The sequence below is a fragment of the Roseburia sp. AF42-8 genome, from assembly GCF_003435965.1.
Taxonomy (GTDB): domain Bacteria; phylum Bacillota; class Clostridia; order Lachnospirales; family Lachnospiraceae; genus Roseburia_C; species Roseburia_C amylophila.
Genome location: NZ_QTVB01000004.1, coordinates 102,507 through 122,647, shown reverse-complemented (window position 1 = coordinate 122,647; position 20,141 = coordinate 102,507). Strand labels below are relative to the sequence as shown.

16 protein-coding genes and 1 pseudogene are annotated in these 20,141 nt (G+C 41.5%); 3 read left to right on the top strand and 14 right to left on the bottom strand.

Going from position 1 to position 20,141, the window contains the following annotated elements; translation table 11 throughout:
• Positions 1-28 precede the first annotated feature (28 nt).
• The 8 genes and pseudogenes from DW059_RS16300 to DW059_RS03115 form a co-directional block, all read right to left on the bottom strand.
• Entirely contained in the window at positions 29-544 is a 516-nt protein-coding gene (locus DW059_RS16300; RefSeq protein ID WP_242986073.1) for a sensor histidine kinase, read from the bottom strand.
• On the bottom strand, positions 504-1,175 hold the full coding sequence (locus DW059_RS16295; RefSeq protein ID WP_242986071.1) for a sensor histidine kinase: 672 nt from the start codon (positions 1,173-1,175) through the stop codon (positions 504-506). Before DW059_RS16295 ends, DW059_RS16300 begins: the two co-directional genes overlap by 41 nt.
• A complete protein-coding gene (locus DW059_RS16290; protein WP_117697608.1) occupies positions 1,165-1,968 on the bottom strand; it encodes a response regulator transcription factor in 804 nt (267 codons plus the stop codon). The genes DW059_RS16295 and DW059_RS16290 overlap by 11 nt, the downstream gene beginning before the upstream one ends.
• An 82-nt stretch (positions 1,969-2,050) precedes the next feature.
• Complete coding sequence (locus DW059_RS03135) at positions 2,051-3,517, bottom strand: TrkH family potassium uptake protein (protein WP_117697606.1); 1,467 nt, start codon at positions 3,515-3,517, stop codon at positions 2,051-2,053.
• Positions 3,518-3,527: 10 nt separating this feature from the next.
• The gene (gene trkA, locus DW059_RS03130; protein ID WP_117697604.1) at positions 3,528-4,883 is read right to left on the bottom strand and encodes a Trk system potassium transporter TrkA; all 1,356 of its coding nucleotides are present in this window, start codon (positions 4,881-4,883) and stop codon (positions 3,528-3,530) included.
• A 108-nt stretch (positions 4,884-4,991) separates the two neighbouring features.
• Entirely contained in the window at positions 4,992-5,756 is a 765-nt protein-coding gene (locus DW059_RS03125; RefSeq protein ID WP_022243953.1) for an amino acid ABC transporter ATP-binding protein, read from the bottom strand.
• A gap of 13 nt (positions 5,757-5,769) precedes the next feature.
• Positions 5,770-6,419, bottom strand: a pseudogene (locus DW059_RS03120) (amino acid ABC transporter permease).
• 2 nt (positions 6,420-6,421) lie between these two features.
• Positions 6,422-7,285, bottom strand: coding sequence for an amino acid ABC transporter substrate-binding protein (locus DW059_RS03115; RefSeq protein ID WP_117697602.1), 864 nt, complete (start codon positions 7,283-7,285; stop codon positions 6,422-6,424).
• A 723-nt stretch (positions 7,286-8,008) separates the two neighbouring features.
• Between DW059_RS03115 and DW059_RS03105 the strand changes: the two genes are divergently transcribed.
• Entirely contained in the window at positions 8,009-8,185 is a 177-nt protein-coding gene (locus DW059_RS03105; protein WP_117697598.1) for a DUF4250 domain-containing protein, read from the top strand.
• A gap of 131 nt (positions 8,186-8,316) precedes the next feature.
• Positions 8,317-9,138, top strand: coding sequence for a hypothetical protein (locus tag DW059_RS03100; RefSeq protein WP_117697596.1), 822 nt, complete (start codon positions 8,317-8,319; stop codon positions 9,136-9,138).
• A gap of 7 nt (positions 9,139-9,145) precedes the next feature.
• Here the strand turns inward: DW059_RS03100 and DW059_RS03095 are convergent, their stop codons facing one another.
• From DW059_RS03095 to DW059_RS03085, 3 genes are read right to left on the bottom strand one after another with little or no spacing between them, the layout of a single operon-like run.
• Positions 9,146-10,897, bottom strand: coding sequence for an ABC transporter ATP-binding protein (locus DW059_RS03095; protein ID WP_117697594.1), 1,752 nt, complete (start codon positions 10,895-10,897; stop codon positions 9,146-9,148).
• A gap of 1 nt (position 10,898) precedes the next feature.
• Positions 10,899-12,626, bottom strand: a complete 1,728-nt coding sequence (locus DW059_RS03090) for an ABC transporter ATP-binding protein (RefSeq protein WP_117697592.1) — start codon at positions 12,624-12,626, stop codon at positions 10,899-10,901.
• 26 nt (positions 12,627-12,652) lie between these two features.
• The gene (locus DW059_RS03085) at positions 12,653-14,098 is read right to left on the bottom strand and encodes an alanine/glycine:cation symporter family protein (protein ID WP_117697590.1); all 1,446 of its coding nucleotides are present in this window, start codon (positions 14,096-14,098) and stop codon (positions 12,653-12,655) included.
• Positions 14,099-14,258: 160 nt separating this feature from the next.
• Between DW059_RS03085 and DW059_RS03080 the strand changes: the two genes are divergently transcribed.
• Complete coding sequence (locus DW059_RS03080; RefSeq protein WP_117697588.1) at positions 14,259-14,711, top strand: ferritin-like domain-containing protein; 453 nt, start codon at positions 14,259-14,261, stop codon at positions 14,709-14,711.
• Positions 14,712-14,798: 87 nt separating this feature from the next.
• On the opposite strand, the gene DW059_RS03075 is transcribed toward DW059_RS03080, so the two are convergent.
• From DW059_RS03075 to DW059_RS03065, 3 genes are all read right to left on the bottom strand, one after another.
• Entirely contained in the window at positions 14,799-16,697 is a 1,899-nt protein-coding gene (locus DW059_RS03075; RefSeq protein WP_117697586.1) for a diguanylate cyclase, read from the bottom strand.
• A gap of 266 nt (positions 16,698-16,963) precedes the next feature.
• Entirely contained in the window at positions 16,964-18,283 is a 1,320-nt protein-coding gene (locus DW059_RS03070) for an aspartate kinase (RefSeq protein WP_117697584.1), read from the bottom strand.
• A gap of 113 nt (positions 18,284-18,396) precedes the next feature.
• Entirely contained in the window at positions 18,397-20,094 is a 1,698-nt protein-coding gene (locus DW059_RS03065; RefSeq protein ID WP_117697582.1) for a carbon starvation CstA family protein, read from the bottom strand.
• Between the last annotated feature and the right edge of the window lie 47 nt (positions 20,095-20,141).

Below are 20,141 nucleotides of genomic sequence, written 5' to 3'. Positions count from 1 at the left end.
AATACGCATAAAAATACAACCGGCGTTTCTAAGCTGTCGGCATTTTTCGTCTCGGCAGGCAGACCTTAAATGTTGTCCGGCCATTTTCACTCATTACACGGATGGTTCCTCCATGCAGATCCACCAGTTCCTTTGCGATGGCAAGTCCCAGACCCGCTCCTCCGCTGTTGGTCTGTCTCGCTTCATCCCGCCGATAGAATTTATCAAAAATACGCTGCTGTTCTTCCGGTGATATGGTCTGCCCTTGATTACTGAACAGGATAACCGTTCCCGGTGGCTCCTCCCATGCGGAAATGACAATGGTACTGTCCGGGTTGCTGTAGGCAATGGCATTTTTCAATATGTTATTAAAAATACGTGCCAGCTTATCTGCATCCCCATATACTTTGCAGTTTTCGTCTGCCCGTATTTCCACTTTCTTATGTTCCGGTGCAAGAAGCGGGTACACTTCATCCGACAGCTGCATCAGCATATAATAAAGATCTATCTCTGTCGTTGCCAGTTCAATATCCTGCCGGTAAACGGGTAATGTCAAAAAATTCATTCACCAGAACTTCCAGTCTCAGTGCTTTGTCCAGGGTGACATGGATAAATTTATCCTGCTGTTCTTTTGAAATATCCGGCATCTCCTCTAATAATTTCAGATACCCAATCACAGAGGTAAGCGGCGTCCGGATATCGTGGGCAAGATACAATACCAACTCATCCTTCTTCTTCTCTGCCATCTGAATATCATAAAGCTGCCGGTTTAAAGTTGCATTCACGCTGTTTAACTTTTCTTCCATGGCAGCCATTTCCTTCGACATGCGGATCTGTCTGCCATCATGATGCACCAATGCATTGATTCCATTATCAATTTCCTGAAAATATTTTGTAAATGAATTTAAAAAGAAATAAAACATCAGACAGAATACCAGTGCAATTGCCCCAAAGAAAATCAGTTCGAAGTGATTTCCGATATTATGCCAATAGAAATCTCTCGCATCTTCATAAGTCATGCTGGTAAAATCATAAAGAAACCTTACAATTCCATCCGCGAATCTGCCCTGCAGCACATACTGGTAGAGAAACCAGATGCCAAAGAAAGCTCCTGCCATCAGTAATACAATCCGGGAAAATATTTTTCGTCTTACCGGTGCAAAATCCAGTTTTTTCTTATTATTGTCATCCTTCAATCTTATATCCCACTCCCCATACTGTCTTAATGTATTTTGGACGTTCACCGGTATCCTTAAGTTTCTCCCGCAGATGCCGGATGTGAACGGTTATGGTATTGTTGCTTTTGCTATAATATTCGTCTTTCCAGATAATATGAAACAGCTCTTCCGCACTGAGTACCCTGCCTTTTGCTTCACACAACGCCTGCAAAATCGTAAATTCTGTCGGTGTAAGTGAAATCTCATCTCCATCCAGATGGCATTCATGTGCACATTTCTTTAACAAAATTCCACGGCATATAATAGTATCATCCGATTCCGTTCCTGCATGATTTGATGCATAAGTTCCATCTGCCGCATCATATGAACCATTTGCAGATGTATTTTCTATTATATTACCGTCGAAAGACATATTCTCTGCCGGCTGGTCCGTCCTTGCTCCATAGCGCTCATAACGGCGTAACTGTGCCTTCACTCTTGCAACCAGTTCCAGCGGAAGAAACGGTTTTGTCACATAATCATCTGCTCCTATGGTAAGTCCGGTTACTTTATCCACTTCTGAATCTTTTGCAGTTAACATAATAACAGGATAATTCTCTTTTTTTCGAATCCGGCGGCACAACTCCAGTCCACTAATCCCCGGCAGCATAATATCCAAAATTGCAAGGTCAATTTTCTCATGCTCTATTGCATCTATTGCTGTATCTCCATCGTAACACTTGATTACGTCAAACTTCTCACTTACCAGATATATTTCTACTAAGTCTGCAATCTCCTTCTCATCATCCACCACAAGAATACGGTTTTTCATAAAAATCCCTCCTGCCTGTCTGCTATTCCAAACACATTATAGCATACAGACAAAGGAGGGATTCCTTATTATTTATTAAGATTTACTGAACTTTGCCAACATGGCGGTGAGGATGAATCCGCCATAAACCCGGTGCAAAAATCACTAACATCGGGTATAATTCCAATCGACCAACCAGCATGTCAAACATCAATACCAGCTTGGATAAAACACTGAACCCACCAAAGTTACCGGTCGGTCCTACCCTGTTAAGTCCCGGTCCGACATTATTAAAGGTTGCCATAACTGCTGTAAAGTTCGTTGTCATATCAAAATTATCAAGACTGATTAACAACACTGATACGATAAGAATAACAACATAGCCTGCCAGATAGCATAACACAGTCTTTACCACATTATCCGGTATTCGTCTTCCGTCCATATGTACCTTCTGCACACTTCTCGGATGGGTCACAGACATAATTTCATTACGGACAGATTTTACCATAATAATGAGACGGGAAACCTTAAATCCACCGCCGGTACTTCCGGCACAGGCTCCGCCAAACATTAAAAGCACCAGAATCATTCTTGAAAATTCCGGCCAGAGATTAAAATCTGCCGTGGCAAATCCTGTAGTACTGATAACAGATGCCACCTGAAAGATTGCCTGCTGGAATGCTTTTCCAAAAGAAGCAAAGCTGGCTCTGATATTAAATGCAATAAGCAGTGCCGAACCGAATACGATCAAAAGATAGTAACGCATTTCCTCACACATCAGTGCTTCCTTCGGCCGCTTAATCAAAAACATATAATATACAGTAAAATTAATGGAACAGATAATCATAAATACCGTAATGATAATCTGCACCGCTGTACTATAAGATGCTATACTACTGTTCAATAGTCCAAATCCACCGGTTCCCACGGTACCAAAGGTCAATGTCATGGAATCAAAGAGTGGCATTCCTGCTATTAACAGCGCAATAATCTCAATCACCGTAAAGATTACATAGATTCCATAGAGAATCATTGCAGTAGTCTTTACCTTTGGAACCAGTTTTCCAACAGATGGTCCCGGGCTTTCTGCACGCATCAGATGCATACTGGAGCTGTCGGAAAGGGGCATGACTGCCATAATAAATACCAGCACACCCATACCACCAATCCAGTGGGTAAAGCAACGCCAGAAAGCTGTTCCACGGGAAAGTGCCGCTACATCACTTAAGATACTTGAGCCTGTTGTCGTAAAGCCGGAAATTGTCTCAAATAACGCATCAATATAAGATGGAAATTCTCCGGTTAAATACATTGGCAATGCACCAATCAGACTGAGGATTATCCAGCTTAATGCAACTGCTGCAAATCCTTCTTTTGAATAAAATACACTGCTCTTCGGTTTTCTTCTTCTGCCCCAAAACCCAATCAGCATACAGGCAAGTCCGGTAATCAGATATAAAAAGCCTTCCTTTTCCTGATAAATACCTGCTGTTGCTGCCGGAAGCAGAAGAAAGATTCCCTCGAAGCATATAACACTGCTTAATATGTATCGAATCATGGAATAATTCATGACAAGCCTCCTACCTTAATGCATCCCGGATATCATGTAACCCTGTCGTCGTGGTAACAAGAATTACCGTATCTCCCACTTCAATTACACTCTGTCCTTTTGGAATGGTCACTTTTCCTTTATGGGTGATACATCCAATCAGCATCTTAGGTTTCAAGCGAAGATCCTGCAGTGGAATTCCAACCACCGGAGAACCCTCTTTAATTAAAAATTCCAGTGCTTCTACCCGGTTATCATTCAGCTTGTACAATGTCTCAATATTACTTCCCATGGAGTTTTTCATGGCACGTACATACTTGATAATACTCTCGGAAGTAATGAATTTCGGATAAATAATACTTCCTACATCTAACTGGTCAATAATATCATCATAAGAAATACGATGAACTTTAGTAATCAGTTTTGCAGAAGATAAACTCTTTGCAAACAATGCCAGCATGATATTCTCTTCATCAAAATTAGTGGTCGCTACAAAGGCTTCTGTCTCTAACAATCCCTCTTCGATTAAAAGGTCTTTATCTGTTGCATCGCCACAGATAATCATCGCCTTTGGAACCATTTCATTTAATTCTTCACAGCGTTCTTCGTCACGTTCTACAATTTTGACACGGATACCCATTTCCAAAAGCTGCTTTGCAAGATAAACAGAAGTTCTTCCTCCACCGACAATCAGTGCATCTCTCGCAGAAGAAGTAGGTACTCCTAACTTTTTAAAGAATTCAATCGTCTTAGCCTGTGTTCCTACAATGGAAATCTCATCCCTGGCTTTCAACTCAAAATTACCATCCGGAATATATACTTCATCTCCACGCTCAACCACTGCTATCAGTACGTCACAATGCAGTCTGCTTCCCATATCCTTAAGCTGCATATTACAAAGAGGGTTGTCCTCCTCAATCCGGTAGTTGACTAATTCCACCCGGCTCTTGGCAAATGAATCCACTTTGAGCGCGGAAGGGAATTTCAGCAGTCTCGCCATTTCGCGTGCTGCTGCAAGCTGTGGATTGATAATCATGGACAACCCTAATTCCTCTTTAATAAAACCTATTTCTCTACTGTATACAGGATTGCTGACTCTTGCTATCGTATGGCAGCCTCCTGCTTTTTTTGCGATCAGACAGCATAAAAGATTCAGTTCATCTGAACCTGTCACTGCAATCATAAGGTCTGCATCTGCAATCCCTGCATCTGTCTGTGCATTAAAACTTGCACCATTTCCAATAATTCCCATTACATCACATACATTGGTCACTGCCTCTACAGCCTGCTGTCTGCAATCAATTACTGTAATATCATGTTTTTCTTTACTAAGCTGTTCTGCAAGTGTTGCACCTACATTACCACAGCCCACTATAATTATCTTCATAGCTTCTCCTATGCTTGTTCTCATACATATTTATTGGTCGTTGAAGCAAATACCTATGACGAATTATAGCAGACTTTATAAATAATGCAATCCCGGTTTTACCCAATCCTAATTCTGGGCAAATCTTGCCAGGAACTGCTTTGTTCTCTCTTCTTTCGGATGCTCGATTACTTCCTTCGGGTCACCCTGTTCAATAATATAACCGCCATCCATAAAAATGACACGGTCAGCCACATCTCTGGCAAATGCCATCTCATGGGTTACAATTACCATGGTCATATGCTCACTTGCCAGCTGACGGATTACTTTTAAGATTTCTCCGGTAAGCTCCGGATCTAATGCGGAGGTTGGCTCATCGAAGAATAAAATCTGTGGATGAAGTGCTAACGCTCTTGCAATGGCAACTCTCTGCTGCTGTCCACCAGAAAGCTGGCATGGATAGCAGTCTGCCTTATCGGATAACCCCATTTTTTCAAGAAGCTCCATTGCTTCTTTCTTTACTTCTTCTTTATTCCGCTTCTGCACATGTACCGGTGCATCCATCAGATTCTTTAACACGGAATAATGTGGAAACAGATTAAAGTTCTGAAATACCAGTCCGAAATATCCCTGAATCTTTTTTAATTCTGCGTTTCCCACATACTGGGATTTTCCATCCGCACCGGTTGACACCGCATGCTCACCGAGATAAACCAGTTCTCCTTCATCCATAGTCTCAAGAAGTGTGGCACAACGCAGCAGTGTTGATTTACCGGAACCGGAAGGACCGATAATTGCTACAACCTCACCCTGTTCCACGGAGAGTGAAATATCATGAAGTACATCTACAGCCCCAAAGCTTTTCTTTACATTCTTTATCTCTAACAGCTTCATTCTTTTCCTCTCCTTACTTATAATAACTCAGTTTCTTTTCAATTCGTTCCATGATAAATGCCACTACAAAGTTAAAGATGTAGTAGAAAAGTCCTGCTACAAACAATGGCATGATGCTGCTGACACGGGCTGCAATCTGTTTTGCAATGGTAAACATTTCTGCATAAGCCAGTACAAATGCCATGGAAGTATCTTTTACCAGTGTAATAACTTCATTGGTTACCGGCGGCACTACACGTTTTACCATCTGTGGGAAAATGATTTTGCAGAAGGTCTGTGCCTTGGAATAGCCCAATACCTTGGCTGCTTCATACTGCCTACCGGGATTCCCTCGATTCCTGCACGGTAAATCTCTGCGAAATATGCCGCATAATTAATGGAGAAACCAATGATTGTTGCATAAAAGCTATACTCTTTGGAGATTCGGATTCCAAATAAGTAATATGGTCCGAAATACACCACCAGAAGCTGAAGCATCAGCGGAGTTCCACGCATAATGGATATGTATAATTTTACAAGCCACTGCACCGGCTTAATCCGTGACTTTCTTCCAAATGCCACCAAAAGTCCTAACGGCAGTGAAAATACCAATGTTAATACAAATATAGAAAGTGATGCCAGCATACCGGAACCCAGCTGCTGTGCTACAGCAATAAATGACATATCTATTCTCCTAAGCAAACCATTTCTGGTAAATTATAATCTGTGTAGTTATTTACGATAGTAGTAAATGTTCCATCTTTTACCATCTCATCCAAGGTCTTCTGAACCTGGTCTCTTAACTCTGTATTACCTTTTTTAAATCCGATTGCATACTGCTCGCTGGATACCTGCTCATCTAACATACGGAAAGCATCTCCTTTGGATGACATCTGGTATTTTGCTACTCCGATATCCAATACCACTGCATCTACAGCACCGGACTCCAAGTTCATAAATGCGGTATTGTAATCAGCTACCTGCTGAAGCTCTGCAAAGGATGCAGTCAGTTCTTTATTTTCGTCAGTTGCATCATCTCCCTGTAATGCTGCAAGTCCTGAAGAATCAGCCTGAACGTCTACTACTTTTCCTGCCAGGTCTGATAATTTATTAATATCAGAATCTTTTGCAACAACTACAACGATACTGTTGTCTACATATGGATCAGAGAATGTATAATCATCTTCTCTTCCGTTCATGGTAAATCCGTTCCAGATACAGTCAATGGAACCTGACTCTAATTCCATATCTTTTGAATCCCAGTTAATTGGTTTCTTTACCAGTTCCCATCCGTTACGGTCACATACTTCCTGTGCCAGTTCAAGGTCAAATCCGGTATAATCTCCATCCTCATCCATATAACCATATGGTGGAAATTCTGCGTCAAATCCTACAACAAACTGGGTACGGTCTGAGCCATTGTCACTCTTTGCATTTTCAGTATTCTGGACAGATGCATTGTCTTTCTTATCTGCATCCTTACTTCCACAGCCAGCCAGTGACACGGTCATTGCGGCTGCCAGTAAAACAGTCAACATTTTCTTCTTCATAATAGAGTTCCTCCTCTTTTTGTAACTTCTTTTTATTAAGTTCTTTTTCCATCACTTTAGTATACTACCATGATAAATCAGTAATGTAAATCATTTTCTATATTAATTTCAGGTTGTCAGCCGATAAATTTTAGACTAAAATTGGGCATATACCTGAATAATCCATAGGTACTTGCGAATGGGGAGAGTTTTTAAGGATAAAGAAATTTTGTGGCATTCGATGTACGTTTGATTTTTTTGGATGTGAAATGCCAACTGTTCTTAGTAGTCCATTTTTCTTTATTATAAACTGTCTTTTCACTTGCTTTGACAGAATATCGGCACTGTCTGTCAAAAGCGGATGCCACATAATGTCTGCAAGGGGCACTAGGAATTTCGGCATAATTCTGATTTCATCTGGCAACCGGCACATATTCACATCCATGTTCAAATGTGCCTCGCTGGTACATCCCTGCACCAGCGTTGCCTGTTGCCAGACGAAATTCCAAGTGCCCCTAACAGCCCTTAAAAGGCATCCGTACTTTGACGGACAGTACCAATATTCTGTTAAACATGGAAAAGACTGTTTTTATCCGAAAAAGAAAAATGGGCTACTTAGAACTGTGGCATTTCATCATCTTAAAATCAAATGTGCCACGAATGCCTTAAAACTTTTTTATCAGGAAATCCTCCCTCCCCTTTCACAAGCGCCTATGCAATCAATGATAAAGGAGACATTACACCATGAATATACCAAATGACCCAGTCATGTTATTAAGTTACATCAACACACAGCTTCGGGACTTCTACCCTACCTTGGACGAACTCTGCTCTGCCTTAAATCTTTCGAGGAACGAGCTTTGCAATAAGCTTTCCGCCATCGACTATGAATATGACGAGAAGGCAAACCAGTTTGTATAAATGTGGTCTGTTATGGTGGTAGGAAAGCCATATCTGCTGCAGCTACTTGGAAAATGTTCTTTCCCTCTCAGCATCAAAAATAACCACATTTATACCAACCGTTCTGATACACATAATGAAAGGAGTATCCCATGTCACTTTACGAAGACCTCTTGCAAAAACAGTTTCTGCCCCACGCCTACGAAGACTGGACAGATTATCGCAATGCCATCAGCAATTATCTGATTGCCTCTACTGCTGCTGACAGCTCCCTTGCCATCTTTGGTGCCGGCGGTTGTAACGACTGGGATTTATCGCTACTTGCCGGACACTTTTCATCGATTACTTTAATTGATAATAATCTTCCTGCCATGAAACAGGCTCTTAAACGCTATCAGTTGGAATCTTATCCTACCATTCACCTTGACGAATGCAATCTTACCGGTTTATACGGCAGTGATTACGAAAAATTCTGTGATACACTCTTTGAGCAGAAAAAGCTCTTTGGTGCATCCATTGATACGGAGCTTCCGGTCAGTACGGCACTGGCATATCTGCATCAGACTTATGAGAAAGCCAAAAAGCATGTCATACGCTATGGCAGTCATGCTTTTGATTATTCTGTAGCTTTTGGTCTTCACAGCCAGCTTAATAATATGGCTGCATGGATCTGGGATACCATTGCAGAAAGCTTTCGCTGGCAGGATGAACGGGTAACGGAATATATTGCCTCACAGACCGATAAGATTGTAAAACGGGTTAATGATACCATTTTGCTTTCTACCGGGAAAGACGCTTTCTTTGGAAATGAACGGACTTCTTCCCTTAATGATTCTCCCATAAGCGGCGCCATGGAATGCATTTTAGACATCAAAAAACGTTACCCCGGCTGCCAGGCAGCTCTCGTTCCATGGAATTTTAATCCGGAACTTGGGGTAACGTACGAAATGCTGTTACAACATGTAACACTATAAATCAATTCTATGACTGTACGAACTGGCTGTTATAAAGGGCTGCATAGAAGCCGTTCTTCCGAAGCAGTTCTTCATGATTGCCCTGTTCGATAATATGTCCGTCTTTCATAACCAGAATAATGTCTGCCTCTTCAATGGTAGACAGACGATGGGCAACGATAAAACTGGTTCTTCCCTTCATCATCCGGCCAAAAGCTTCCTGAATCTTCATCTCAGTTCGTGTGTCAATCGATGAAGTTGCTTCATCCAAAATCAGCATTGGCGGCAGGCAAAGCATAACTCTGGCAATGCAAAGAAGCTGTTTCTGTCCCTGGGAAAGATTGCCACCGTCCTCTGCAATTACCGTATCATAGCCCTTGGGCAGACGTTTGATAAAATTATGGGCATGGGAAGCTTTTGCTGCCTCCATGATTTCTTCATCGGTAGCATCCGGTTTTCCCATACAGATGTTCTCACGAATGGTTCCCTCCTTTAACCAGGTTTCCTGCAATACCATACCATAGCTGCTGCGCAGGCTGCTTCTTGTCATATCTTTAACCGGCACGCCGCTGACACGGATGATTCCGCTGTTGACATCATAGAACCGCATCAGAAGATTAATCAATGTTGTCTTACCGCATCCGGTCGGTCCGACAATTGCCACACGCTCACCCGGATTGACATGGAGATTAAAATCCTCAATCAGCTTCTGCCCCGGCTCATAAGAGAAGTAAACATGCTCTAAATCCACATCTCCCTTTACTTCCTCTAATACCACTGCATCTTCTGCATCCGGTACCTGTGCCTCTTCATCAATCAGCTCAAATACTCTTGCTGCACAAGCCAGTGCATTCTGTAACTCAGTTACGACACCGGAAATCTCATTAAAAGGCTTCGTATACTGATTTGCATAACTTAAGAAACAGGATAACTGCCCAACACTGATTCCACCATGGATAGCTGAAACTGCGCCAAACACGCCAACACCTGCATAAACTAACGCATTGATAAAACGGGTACTCGGATTGGTAATGCTGGAAAAGAATAAGGCACGAAGGGAATATTTTTCCAGTCTTCCATTAATTTCATCGAAACTTTCCAACGCCTCATCTTCATGGGAAAATGCCTGGACAATTTTCTGGTTTCCAATCATTTCATCGATTAAAGCAGTCTGCTCTCCTCTTGTTTCCGACTGCAGCTTAAACATGGAGAATGTTTTCTTTGCAATGAATCCTGCTACCACAAAAGACAACGGTGTTAAAAATACTACCACTGCCGTAATCTTTACATTGACGCTCAACATAAAGCCTAATGTTCCGACAATTGTTACCACACCGGTAAACAACTGGGTAAAACCCATTAGAAGTCCGTCTGCGAACTGGTCTACATCCGCAATTACGCGGCTGACTATTTCACCGTAGGAATGAGCGTCTAAATATTTCAGTGGAAGAATCTCTATTTTGCGGATAGCATCCTTACGGATATCCCGGACAATATTATAAGTCATCTTATTGTTGCAGACATTCATAATCCACTGGGCAGCTGCCGTAATCAGAATGACTACCACCATTTTCTTAAGGATCGGTGTAATATAAGTAAAATCCACTTTTCCTTTGTCTACGATATAATCAATGGCATCTCCGGTAAGAATCGGAATGTATAAGGTTAAAATTACACTGAGCACCGCTAATGCAATGGACAAACCTAAGAATAACCAGTACTTTTTCATATACTTAAGGATTCTTCCAAGGGTTTCCTTCTGTCTTGATTCCTTTTTCATATCAGTGTCCTCCTTCCGTCCTCTTAAACTGCGAATAATAGATTTCCTGATATACGCTGCAATCCTTTAACAATTCTTCATGGGTGCCGGTTCCTGCAACAGTTCCATCATCTAATACGATAATCTTATCGGCATACATAATGGATGCGGCACGCTGTGATACGATAAATACGGTCGGACGGTTTGGCATATTATGAATTGCCTGACGCAGTTTAGCATCGGTAGCATAATCCAGTGCAGATGAGCTGTCGTCCATGATAAGGATTTCCGGCTGTTTTACCAGTGCTCTGGCAATTGTAAGACGCTGCTTTTGTCCACCGGAGAAATTCTTTCCACCCTGTTCTACTTCCGCATCCAGCTTACCGTCTTTCTTATCTACAACTTCTGCTGCCTGTGCAACGGAAAGTGCCTGCTGCATCTCTTCTTCCGTCGCATCCTCTTTGCCCCAGGCAAGATTGCTTCGGACGGTTCCCGCAAACAGCACTGCTTTCTGCGGCACAATACCAATCTTATCTCTTAAATCCGTAATCTTATATTCCCGGACATCCATGCCATCTACCATAACCTGTCCCTCCGTGACATCATAGAAACGAGGAATCAGATTGACCACAGAGGACTTCCCGGAACCGGTTCCACCGATAATACCAATGGTATCTCCTGGCTTTGCTTTAAAATCAATGCCGGTTAAGGTATCTGCTCCGGCACCTTTATAACGCATGGAAACATTGCGGAATTCTACGGTATATCCGGTATCTTCCTTTTTGCTTCCATTTCCATCCACCAGGGAAGTCTCCATCTCAAAAATACTCTGCACGCGGTTTCCACAGGCAATTGCCTTGGTTACCGTAATAATCAGGTTTGCAAGCTTTACTAATTCCACCAGAATCTGGGACATATAGTTTACCAATGCTACTACTTCACCCTGGGAAATCTTTCCGATATTTACCTGAATTGCACCTGTCCAGATAAGAATAACCAGTGCCACGTTGATGATAATATAGGTAAGCGGATTCATCAATGCTGAAATTTTTCCTACGAAGAGCTGTACATCCGTCAGCCTCTCATTACTCTCATCAAAATCTGCAATTTCTTCCTGCTCTTTATTAAAGGCACGGATAACACGGCTTCCGGTCAGATTCTCCCTTGTTACTCCAAGGACTTTATCTAAAGATGCCTGCACCCGGCGGAACAACGGAATTGTAATTATCATAATTCCAAATACCACAACGGATAAAACAGGAATCGTTACCACAAAGATAAGCGCTGCCTTTACGTCAATGGTAAATGCCATAATCATGGCACCAAATACAATAAAAGGAGAACGCAAAAACAGACGGAGTACCATATTGACACCGGACTGTGCCTGATTGATATCACTGGTCATTCTGGTAATCATGGTATCCGTTCCTGCGGTATCCATCTCTGTATAGGACAATTTCTGAATATGGTCAAATAATGCATGACGTACCTTAGTTGCAAAACCTACTGCCGCTTTTGCTGCAAAATACTGTGCAGTAATGGAACAGGTCAGTCCCACTAATGCCAGCAAAATCAAGATTCCACACATTTTCAAGATGAATCCGCCATCTTTATTGCCAATACCGGTATCAATGATTGCTGCCATAACCAAAGGCACAAACAATTCAAAGGATGCCTCTAATAATTTAAATAATGGACTTAAAATGCTCTCTTTTTTGTAATCCTTTAAAAAACGCAATAACTTTCTCACTGTACCTGCTCCTAATTAACGATAATCTAATATTCCCTTTTTCCCATCTTTCTATGGCTGAATCTTATCTTTTTTAATCCATCCATATAAACTTTGGTTTCAGCCACAACCACACCGCTCAATGCAGTAACTGCAATCAGGTTCGGCAGAGCCATCAGTCCGTTGAAAATATCTGCAATGGTCCATACAGCAGATACTGTCATAAACGGTCCGATAAATACCGCTAAGATGTATAACCAGCGGTATGCTTTTACAACAGCCTTCTTATGTCCGGTCAGATACTCCAGACAGCGCTCACTGTAATAATCCCATCCTAAGATTGTGGTAAATGCAAAGAATACCAGACATACCATCAGGATAAAGGATGCTACCTGATTTGGGAACGGAAGTCCGAGCTGGAATGCCTTGGTTGTAACAGCAACACCTTCCAAGCCCATGTCCCATGCACCGGTAAGTACGATTGCAAGACCTGTCATGGTACAGATAATCAGTGTATCAATTACAGTTCCAAGCATGGAAACCAGTCCCTGTTTTACCGGATAATCGGTCTGGGCTGCTGCAGCCGCGATTGGTGCACTACCAAGTCCTGCTTCATTTGAGAAAATACCACGGGCAATACCTTTCTGCATTGCTACAATAATACTTCCCATTGCACCACCGGCTACCGCCTTAAATCCAAAGGCACTCTTTATAATAGTTGCAAATGCTGCTGGAACCTCTGTAATATGCATCACAATAATAATTAATACAACAACCACATAAGTCAGTGCCATAAATGGTACAATGACCTGTGATACTGTAGAGATTCTCTTAATTCCACCGATGATAACAAGCGCCACACAGATGGTAAGAATAATACCTGCAATAATTACAGTCCAGGAATAAGTTCTTCCAAAGAGGTCAACTGTCCAGGTGGTATCCGGGTCAAAGAAACCCTTTACTGCACTGGTAATACCATTAATCTGTGTAAAGGTTCCGATTCCAAATAAGCCTACACCTACACCAAAGAAGGCAAATAATTTTCCAAGCCATTTCCACTTTGATCCCATTCCATTTTCAATATAATAGAATGGTCCGCCGATGATATGACCATCTTCTGCCACCACACGGTACTTGATTGCCAGTAGACACTCACTATATTTTGTGGCAGTTCCAACCAGTGCTGCTATCCACATCCAGAATAACGCACCCGGACCACCTTCTACCAATGCAGTTGCTACTCCGACAATATTTCCGGTTCCTATGGTTGCTGATAATGCAGTGCAAAGTGCTGCAAAACTGGATACTTCGCCGGATTCGCCACTCTTTTCATTTTCAAACAAATATTTTACTGCTAATGGTAATTTTCTAATCTGAAGTCCCTTCAGGCGGATGGTAAGAAAAATTCCCACCAGAAGGATCAATACAATAAGTGGTACACCCCAGACAAAATTATCAATTTTACCAAGAATGCTGTTAATCTGGTCTAACATTTTTGTTCGCTCCTATTCTCTTTTGATTCCAATTTAAATGGTTAAATACACTTTAGCATAGCATAGTTATCAAGTGCAATCAATAATTCTATCTTTTTTTTCGCATAATTTGTATAAAAATACTCCTTTCGGGTTATATTACGGATGAGGTGATGACAAAATGATTTTAACCGAACAAGAGACTATGCTGTTAAATGATTTAAAACAGCAGGAAGAACTTTGCCGCGACAAATATGCCTTTTACAGCAGCGAAGCAAAAGACCCTGAATTAAAACAATTATTTGAGGTCATTCAGAAAGAAGAAGCAGAACACTATGACACCATCAGCAGTCTGCTTTCCGGTGATACGCCTGATGTTGGTATTGCTGCCCCGAAGAACTATCAGCCAAACGCTGCTTACCATGCATCCAGTGAAAATGCCGACAAGAAGCACGATGCATTATTGTGCAGCGATTCCATTTCCAGTGAAAAGTATGTATCTTCTGCATACAACAACGATTTATTCAGCTTTGCTTCTCCAAAAGTCCGTCAGATTTTAAACCATATCCAGACGGAAGAACAGCAGCATGCAGAAATGATTTACCGCTATAAAACTGTAAATCAAATGGCTTAACCTGCAGATGCATTGCAACTGTCAAAAAGGCATCGGAACAGGAAATTTTTCTGCTCCAATGCCTTTCATGCTTTTTATACTTATTATTTATTTTCGCTGCTCACGGTTCTTACATTTCATCTCATACATTCGCTCATCTGCCCAGTTAATATACTGTTCCATGGATGCCTCGGTATCCGGCTCCTTCTGGTAATAACCAATACTCATAGACAGACGGTACGGCAGCTTCTCATCCCTCTGCCACTGCTTTAACAAGGCTGTTATCTGAGCTTTCTTTTCTTCAGCCTGTTCCCAGCTTAAAGCATCAGAAACCACTAAGAATTCGTCCCCTCCATAACGGATAATCAGTTCCTTTTCACAGAACGCCTCCTGCAATGCCTCTGCTGCAAGGCAGATTGCCTGGTCACCCGCTTCATGACCAAACTCATCATTGATTTTCTTTAACCCATCCATATCAGCAAAGATAAATAACAATCGACGTCTGCTGGTATTTGCCTGTTTTACCATATCTACCACAAAACGGTTGATTCCCATCCGGTTATAAACTCCTGTCAGGCTGTCGCGGACTGCCATATTATCAATGTTACGGGCAGCATTCCGAAGTTCTGATACATTCTTTAACTTTTCCAATGCATTACTGATATTACGAATCCAGACATAATAATTTGGAATATGTTTTGTATCCAATGTACCGGTCAGTATCATATATCCCAGGCAATTATCCCTGAAATGAACCGGCATATAGAGATATTCCCCTGAACCTCTGCCATTCCACATTGCCGGGAACATCTGCTCACTGGTAAAAGAATAAAATTCCGGCATGCCGTCCTCATTATTTAATTTGGTTATGTATATCTTGTTTTCATAATCCCGGGTAATTGTGCGGTTACGTAAAATGCTGTTACCACGGCCGGTCATCTCATAATAAATACTCTTATTCAGGCACAGATATACATCCTCTGTCGTAAACTTTCCAATATTCTGACGGATACAGAAGATTAATTCTTCCAATGATTCGCACTCCATCATCTCATCTTCCATATTGTGTATCTGATAAGTATATTTTTCATTTTCTTTTTTTTCAAGGTATAACGTCTCTATCGCAGATGCCACACGCTTTTTGTCCTCTAAAACACAGCCACAGCTTTCATCCACTGCAACACGTGATGTCAAAATCAGTTTCTGTTTCTTCCCTGTCTCAATTTCCTGCAAAAGCAACTGCATAGCGGTATATCCCAGTGTCTCCTTGGGTCTGTCTACCGTAGTAATTCCCGGAATATAGCGCCGGGTATCATAAGAGCCATCAAATCCTGTTACTGCTATGTCCTGTGGCACCTGATATCCCAACTGTTTCAAACGGTTGCAGGCACCTAATGCCATCTCATCATTGGCACAGCAAAGTGCCCGTGGCATCCTTCCAGCCTCTTCCATGGCATCCACTACCTGTACGCCACTGTCAAAGGAAAAATCCCCATGCCATACCGCATAATCTTCTGCAGAATAGTTCTTTTCTTTCACAAAATCTTCAAATGCCTTCTGGCGGATATTACTCTCTTCATTTGTTGCATTTGCAGCTACAAAATGAATCGGATGATAGCCATGACTGTCAACATGTTCTACCATCTCCCGCATTGCCTTATAATTATCTATTCCAATCAGGCTTAAGCCTTCTACCTTTTCCTCAAAGCTTACTGCAGGAATGCCAGCGTGATGTATTCTTCGAATAATTTCCTCTTTTGTTGTTTTCTCCCAAATTGTATTGGTCGCAAAAATTACGCCATCAAAACGCGAAAGATTAGCCAGCGAATATATTTTATTTTCTCCAAGCACATGCTTGTCCGAAATCTCACTCCCTGCCTGACAGGTAAAAATAGAGATTGCATAGTTTGCTTCCTTTGCCTTACGAATAATACCATTGATTAATCTGGTCTGATATTCACTATTCCATCCAGCTAAAAAGACTGCAATATTACCCAGTTCTTCCATTATGTTCCCTCCAGCATATTTCTTTTATTTTACCACAAATATTCCGACTTTCCACCTGCTTTTTATGAAACTCTTTAAATTTATTTACCAGACATTTATCCCACATTCTCGTGCCTGCGACGGTCGCTTGCGGCATCTACCTTATACGCCGCAGTGTGCATCCTCACGGAGCGTTTTTTACTTTACAGGAAAGCAATTTCCTGTAAAGCAAAAAAAGACCTGCAAAATAACAGGTCTCTTTTTCTACATCTTCTTTATATATTTTCTTATAACTGCGTTGTTACGAAAATATCGTAAATTGCCTTGATGGCATTTTCAAAATCAGAATTACTTACTCCAATGATAATATTTAACTCAGATGACCCCTGGTCAATCATCTTAACATTGACATTTGCATGTGCCAGTGCTGAGAAGATTCTTCCGGATGTTCCTCTGGTGGAACGCATACCGCGTCCTACAACTGCAATCAGGGCGATGTTAGACTCTAATTCTACGCTGTCCGGCTTTGCAAGGCGGTGAATTGCAGATACAACTGCCTGTTCCTTGCCTTCAAATTCCGGCTGATGTACAAATACGGTCATGGTATCAATACCAGATGGCATATGTTCAAAATTAATACCGTTTTCTTCAAATGCAGAAAGCACTTTACGTCCAAAACCAACTTCTGAATTCATCATATCTTTATCAATATTTACAGATACGAAGCCTTTCTTTCCGGCAATACCGGTAATGGTATATTTGGACTGGTGACAGGTTGTTTCCACAATCCATGTTCCCTCATCTTCCGGTGCATTGGTATTACGGATGTTGATTGGAATACCGGCTTTACGGACCGGGAATACTGCATCTTCATGTAATACGCTTGCTCCCATGTAGGAAAGTTCTCTTAACTCACGGTATGTAATTACTTTAATTGGTTCCGGATTGTCAATAATTCTTGGGTCTGCAATCAGGAAACCGGAAACATCCGTCCAGTTCTCATATGCTGTAGCATGAACAGCCTTTGCAACAATAGATCCTGTAATGTCAGAGCCGCCTCTGGAGAAGGTCTTAACACTTCCGTCCGGCATGGAACCATAAAATCCAGGAACTACAGCACGTTCAACCTTGGAAAGACGTTTGCTCAACACTTTATCTGTCTTGTCTGCATCAAAGTTACCATCTTTATCAAAGAAGATTACTTCTGCCGCATCCACAAATTCATAGCCTAAATAGTTCGACATTACAATTCCATTTAAATATTCGCCTCTGGAAGCTGCATAATCAGAACCTGCCTTAGCTGCAAAGTTCTTCGCAATTACTTCAAACTCATCTTTCAGAGAAAGCTTTAAGTTCAGTCCGTTAATAATGGAATCATAACGTTCTGCAATCTTTTTTAATTCCTTATCGAAATCCTCATCATTTTCCGCCAGAGCATAACATGCATATAACATATCTGTTACCTTGGTATCTTTGGAATTTCGTTTTCCCGGTGCACTTGGTACAACATAGCGGCGTTCCGGGTCTGATGTGATAATCCTGCCTACTTTTGCAAACTGTGTTGCACTTGCAAGTGAACTTCCACCAAATTTAACTACCTTAATCATCGTCATTTGCTCCTTTACTATCTCATAACTCAAGATTGTATCTTATTTTTCCCCATTTGAAAAGAAGTAAATGTAATTTCCATTTAAAAATTTCAATTTAATTTCTATTCAATTTATGCTTCTTCCTGTTTTTTGGTCTTTAACAGTTTGGTAAAGCAGCTTGCTGCTACCATAACACCTAATACCATCAGAAGAACTGCAACAACGAGCTGCAAACCATCTACTAAGAATACTGCAGTTCCATTCATTACATTGCTTACCAGTGCAATGAATTTCTGAACCAGTGCAGTAAAAGTTACTGCCAGCATGCTTACCATTGGTACATACAGTGTCCAGCCGGTACGTCCGGTAGTCTTTAAGAATACAGCCAGTGCAATCAGAACAAGTGCTGCAAGTAACTGGTTTGCAGAACCAAACAGCGGCCATACATTGTTGTATCCGCCCAGTGTTAATAAGTATCCAAAGAATAAGGTTACGATTGTTGCGAAATATTTATTGGTTAATACTCTGCGGACACCACCCATTTTTGCAGGGTCTGTTGTATCCTCATAGAATAATTCCTGGAAGGACATTCTTCCGATACGTGCTACAGAATCCAGTGAAGTAAGTGCTAATGCAGATACACACATGGTCATAAATACAGTTGCCACATCATTTGGTACACCTAACATTTCAAGGAAACCGGCAACACCGGATGAGAAGATTGCAAATGGTGTTCCATCTGGTTTTGTACCATTTACAGCTACTGCACCAACAACGACCAATACGATAATTCCAAGTAATGACTCTACTACCATTGCACCATAACCAACCATAGGCATATCTTTTTCATTGCGGATGGTCTTAGATGATGTCTCAGAAGATACCAGACTGTGGAATCCGGAAACAGCACCGCAGGCAATGGTTACAAATAAGGTCGGGAACAGATAAGATTTGCTTCCGTCTGCTCCGGTTAAAACGAATCCGTTAAATGCATTTAACTGCATTGCAGGATGTGCAACTACTACACCAACAACTGCGCCAATAATCATACCAAGAAGCATAAAGGTTGTCATATAATCTCTTGGCTGCATCAAAAGCCACATTGGAAGTACCGATGCTAAGAATAAGTAAATCATGATAATGTAGATCCACATGGTCTTATTGGTATAGATTGGAAGTTTCATACCTACTGCAAACATTACTACGATTAATGCAATTGCAACGATACCTTTTACGATTTCGTTCATCTTTGGTGCTTTCTTTAAGATAATACCAAGGATAACTGCAACACCAATAAATAACATGGAAACGGTTGCTGCTGCACCGTTAGCATATACAGCATTACCATCACCTGCCGGATATGCATTGAAGGTTCCGGCAACCATATCTGTAAATGCTGCGATTACCAAAAGGGTAAATAACCAGCAGAATAACATGAAAAGTTTTCTTCCCATCTTACCAATGTACTTTTCAATAATCATACCCATGGATTTTCCCTCATTCTTAACTGATGCGTACAGAGCACCGAAGTCCTGTACTGCTCCGAAGAACAATCCACCAACTACTATCCATAAGAATACAGGTACCCATCCGAACACACTGGCAAGGATTGGTCCCGTTACAGGGCCTGCACCAGCGATAGATGAGAACTGATGTGAGAATACGGTAAATCTGGATGAAGGAACAAAGTCCTCTCCGTCTTCATATTTTACTGCAGGGGTTTCAGCTTTCGGGTCGATTCCCCATTTCTTAGCCAGCCAGCGTCCATAAAGTAAATAACCGGCAGCCAACAATACGATGGCTATTAATACAATAACTAAACCATTCATTTTCAAATTCCTCCTCATATGAATTATTTAATTATTGTTTTTACTCC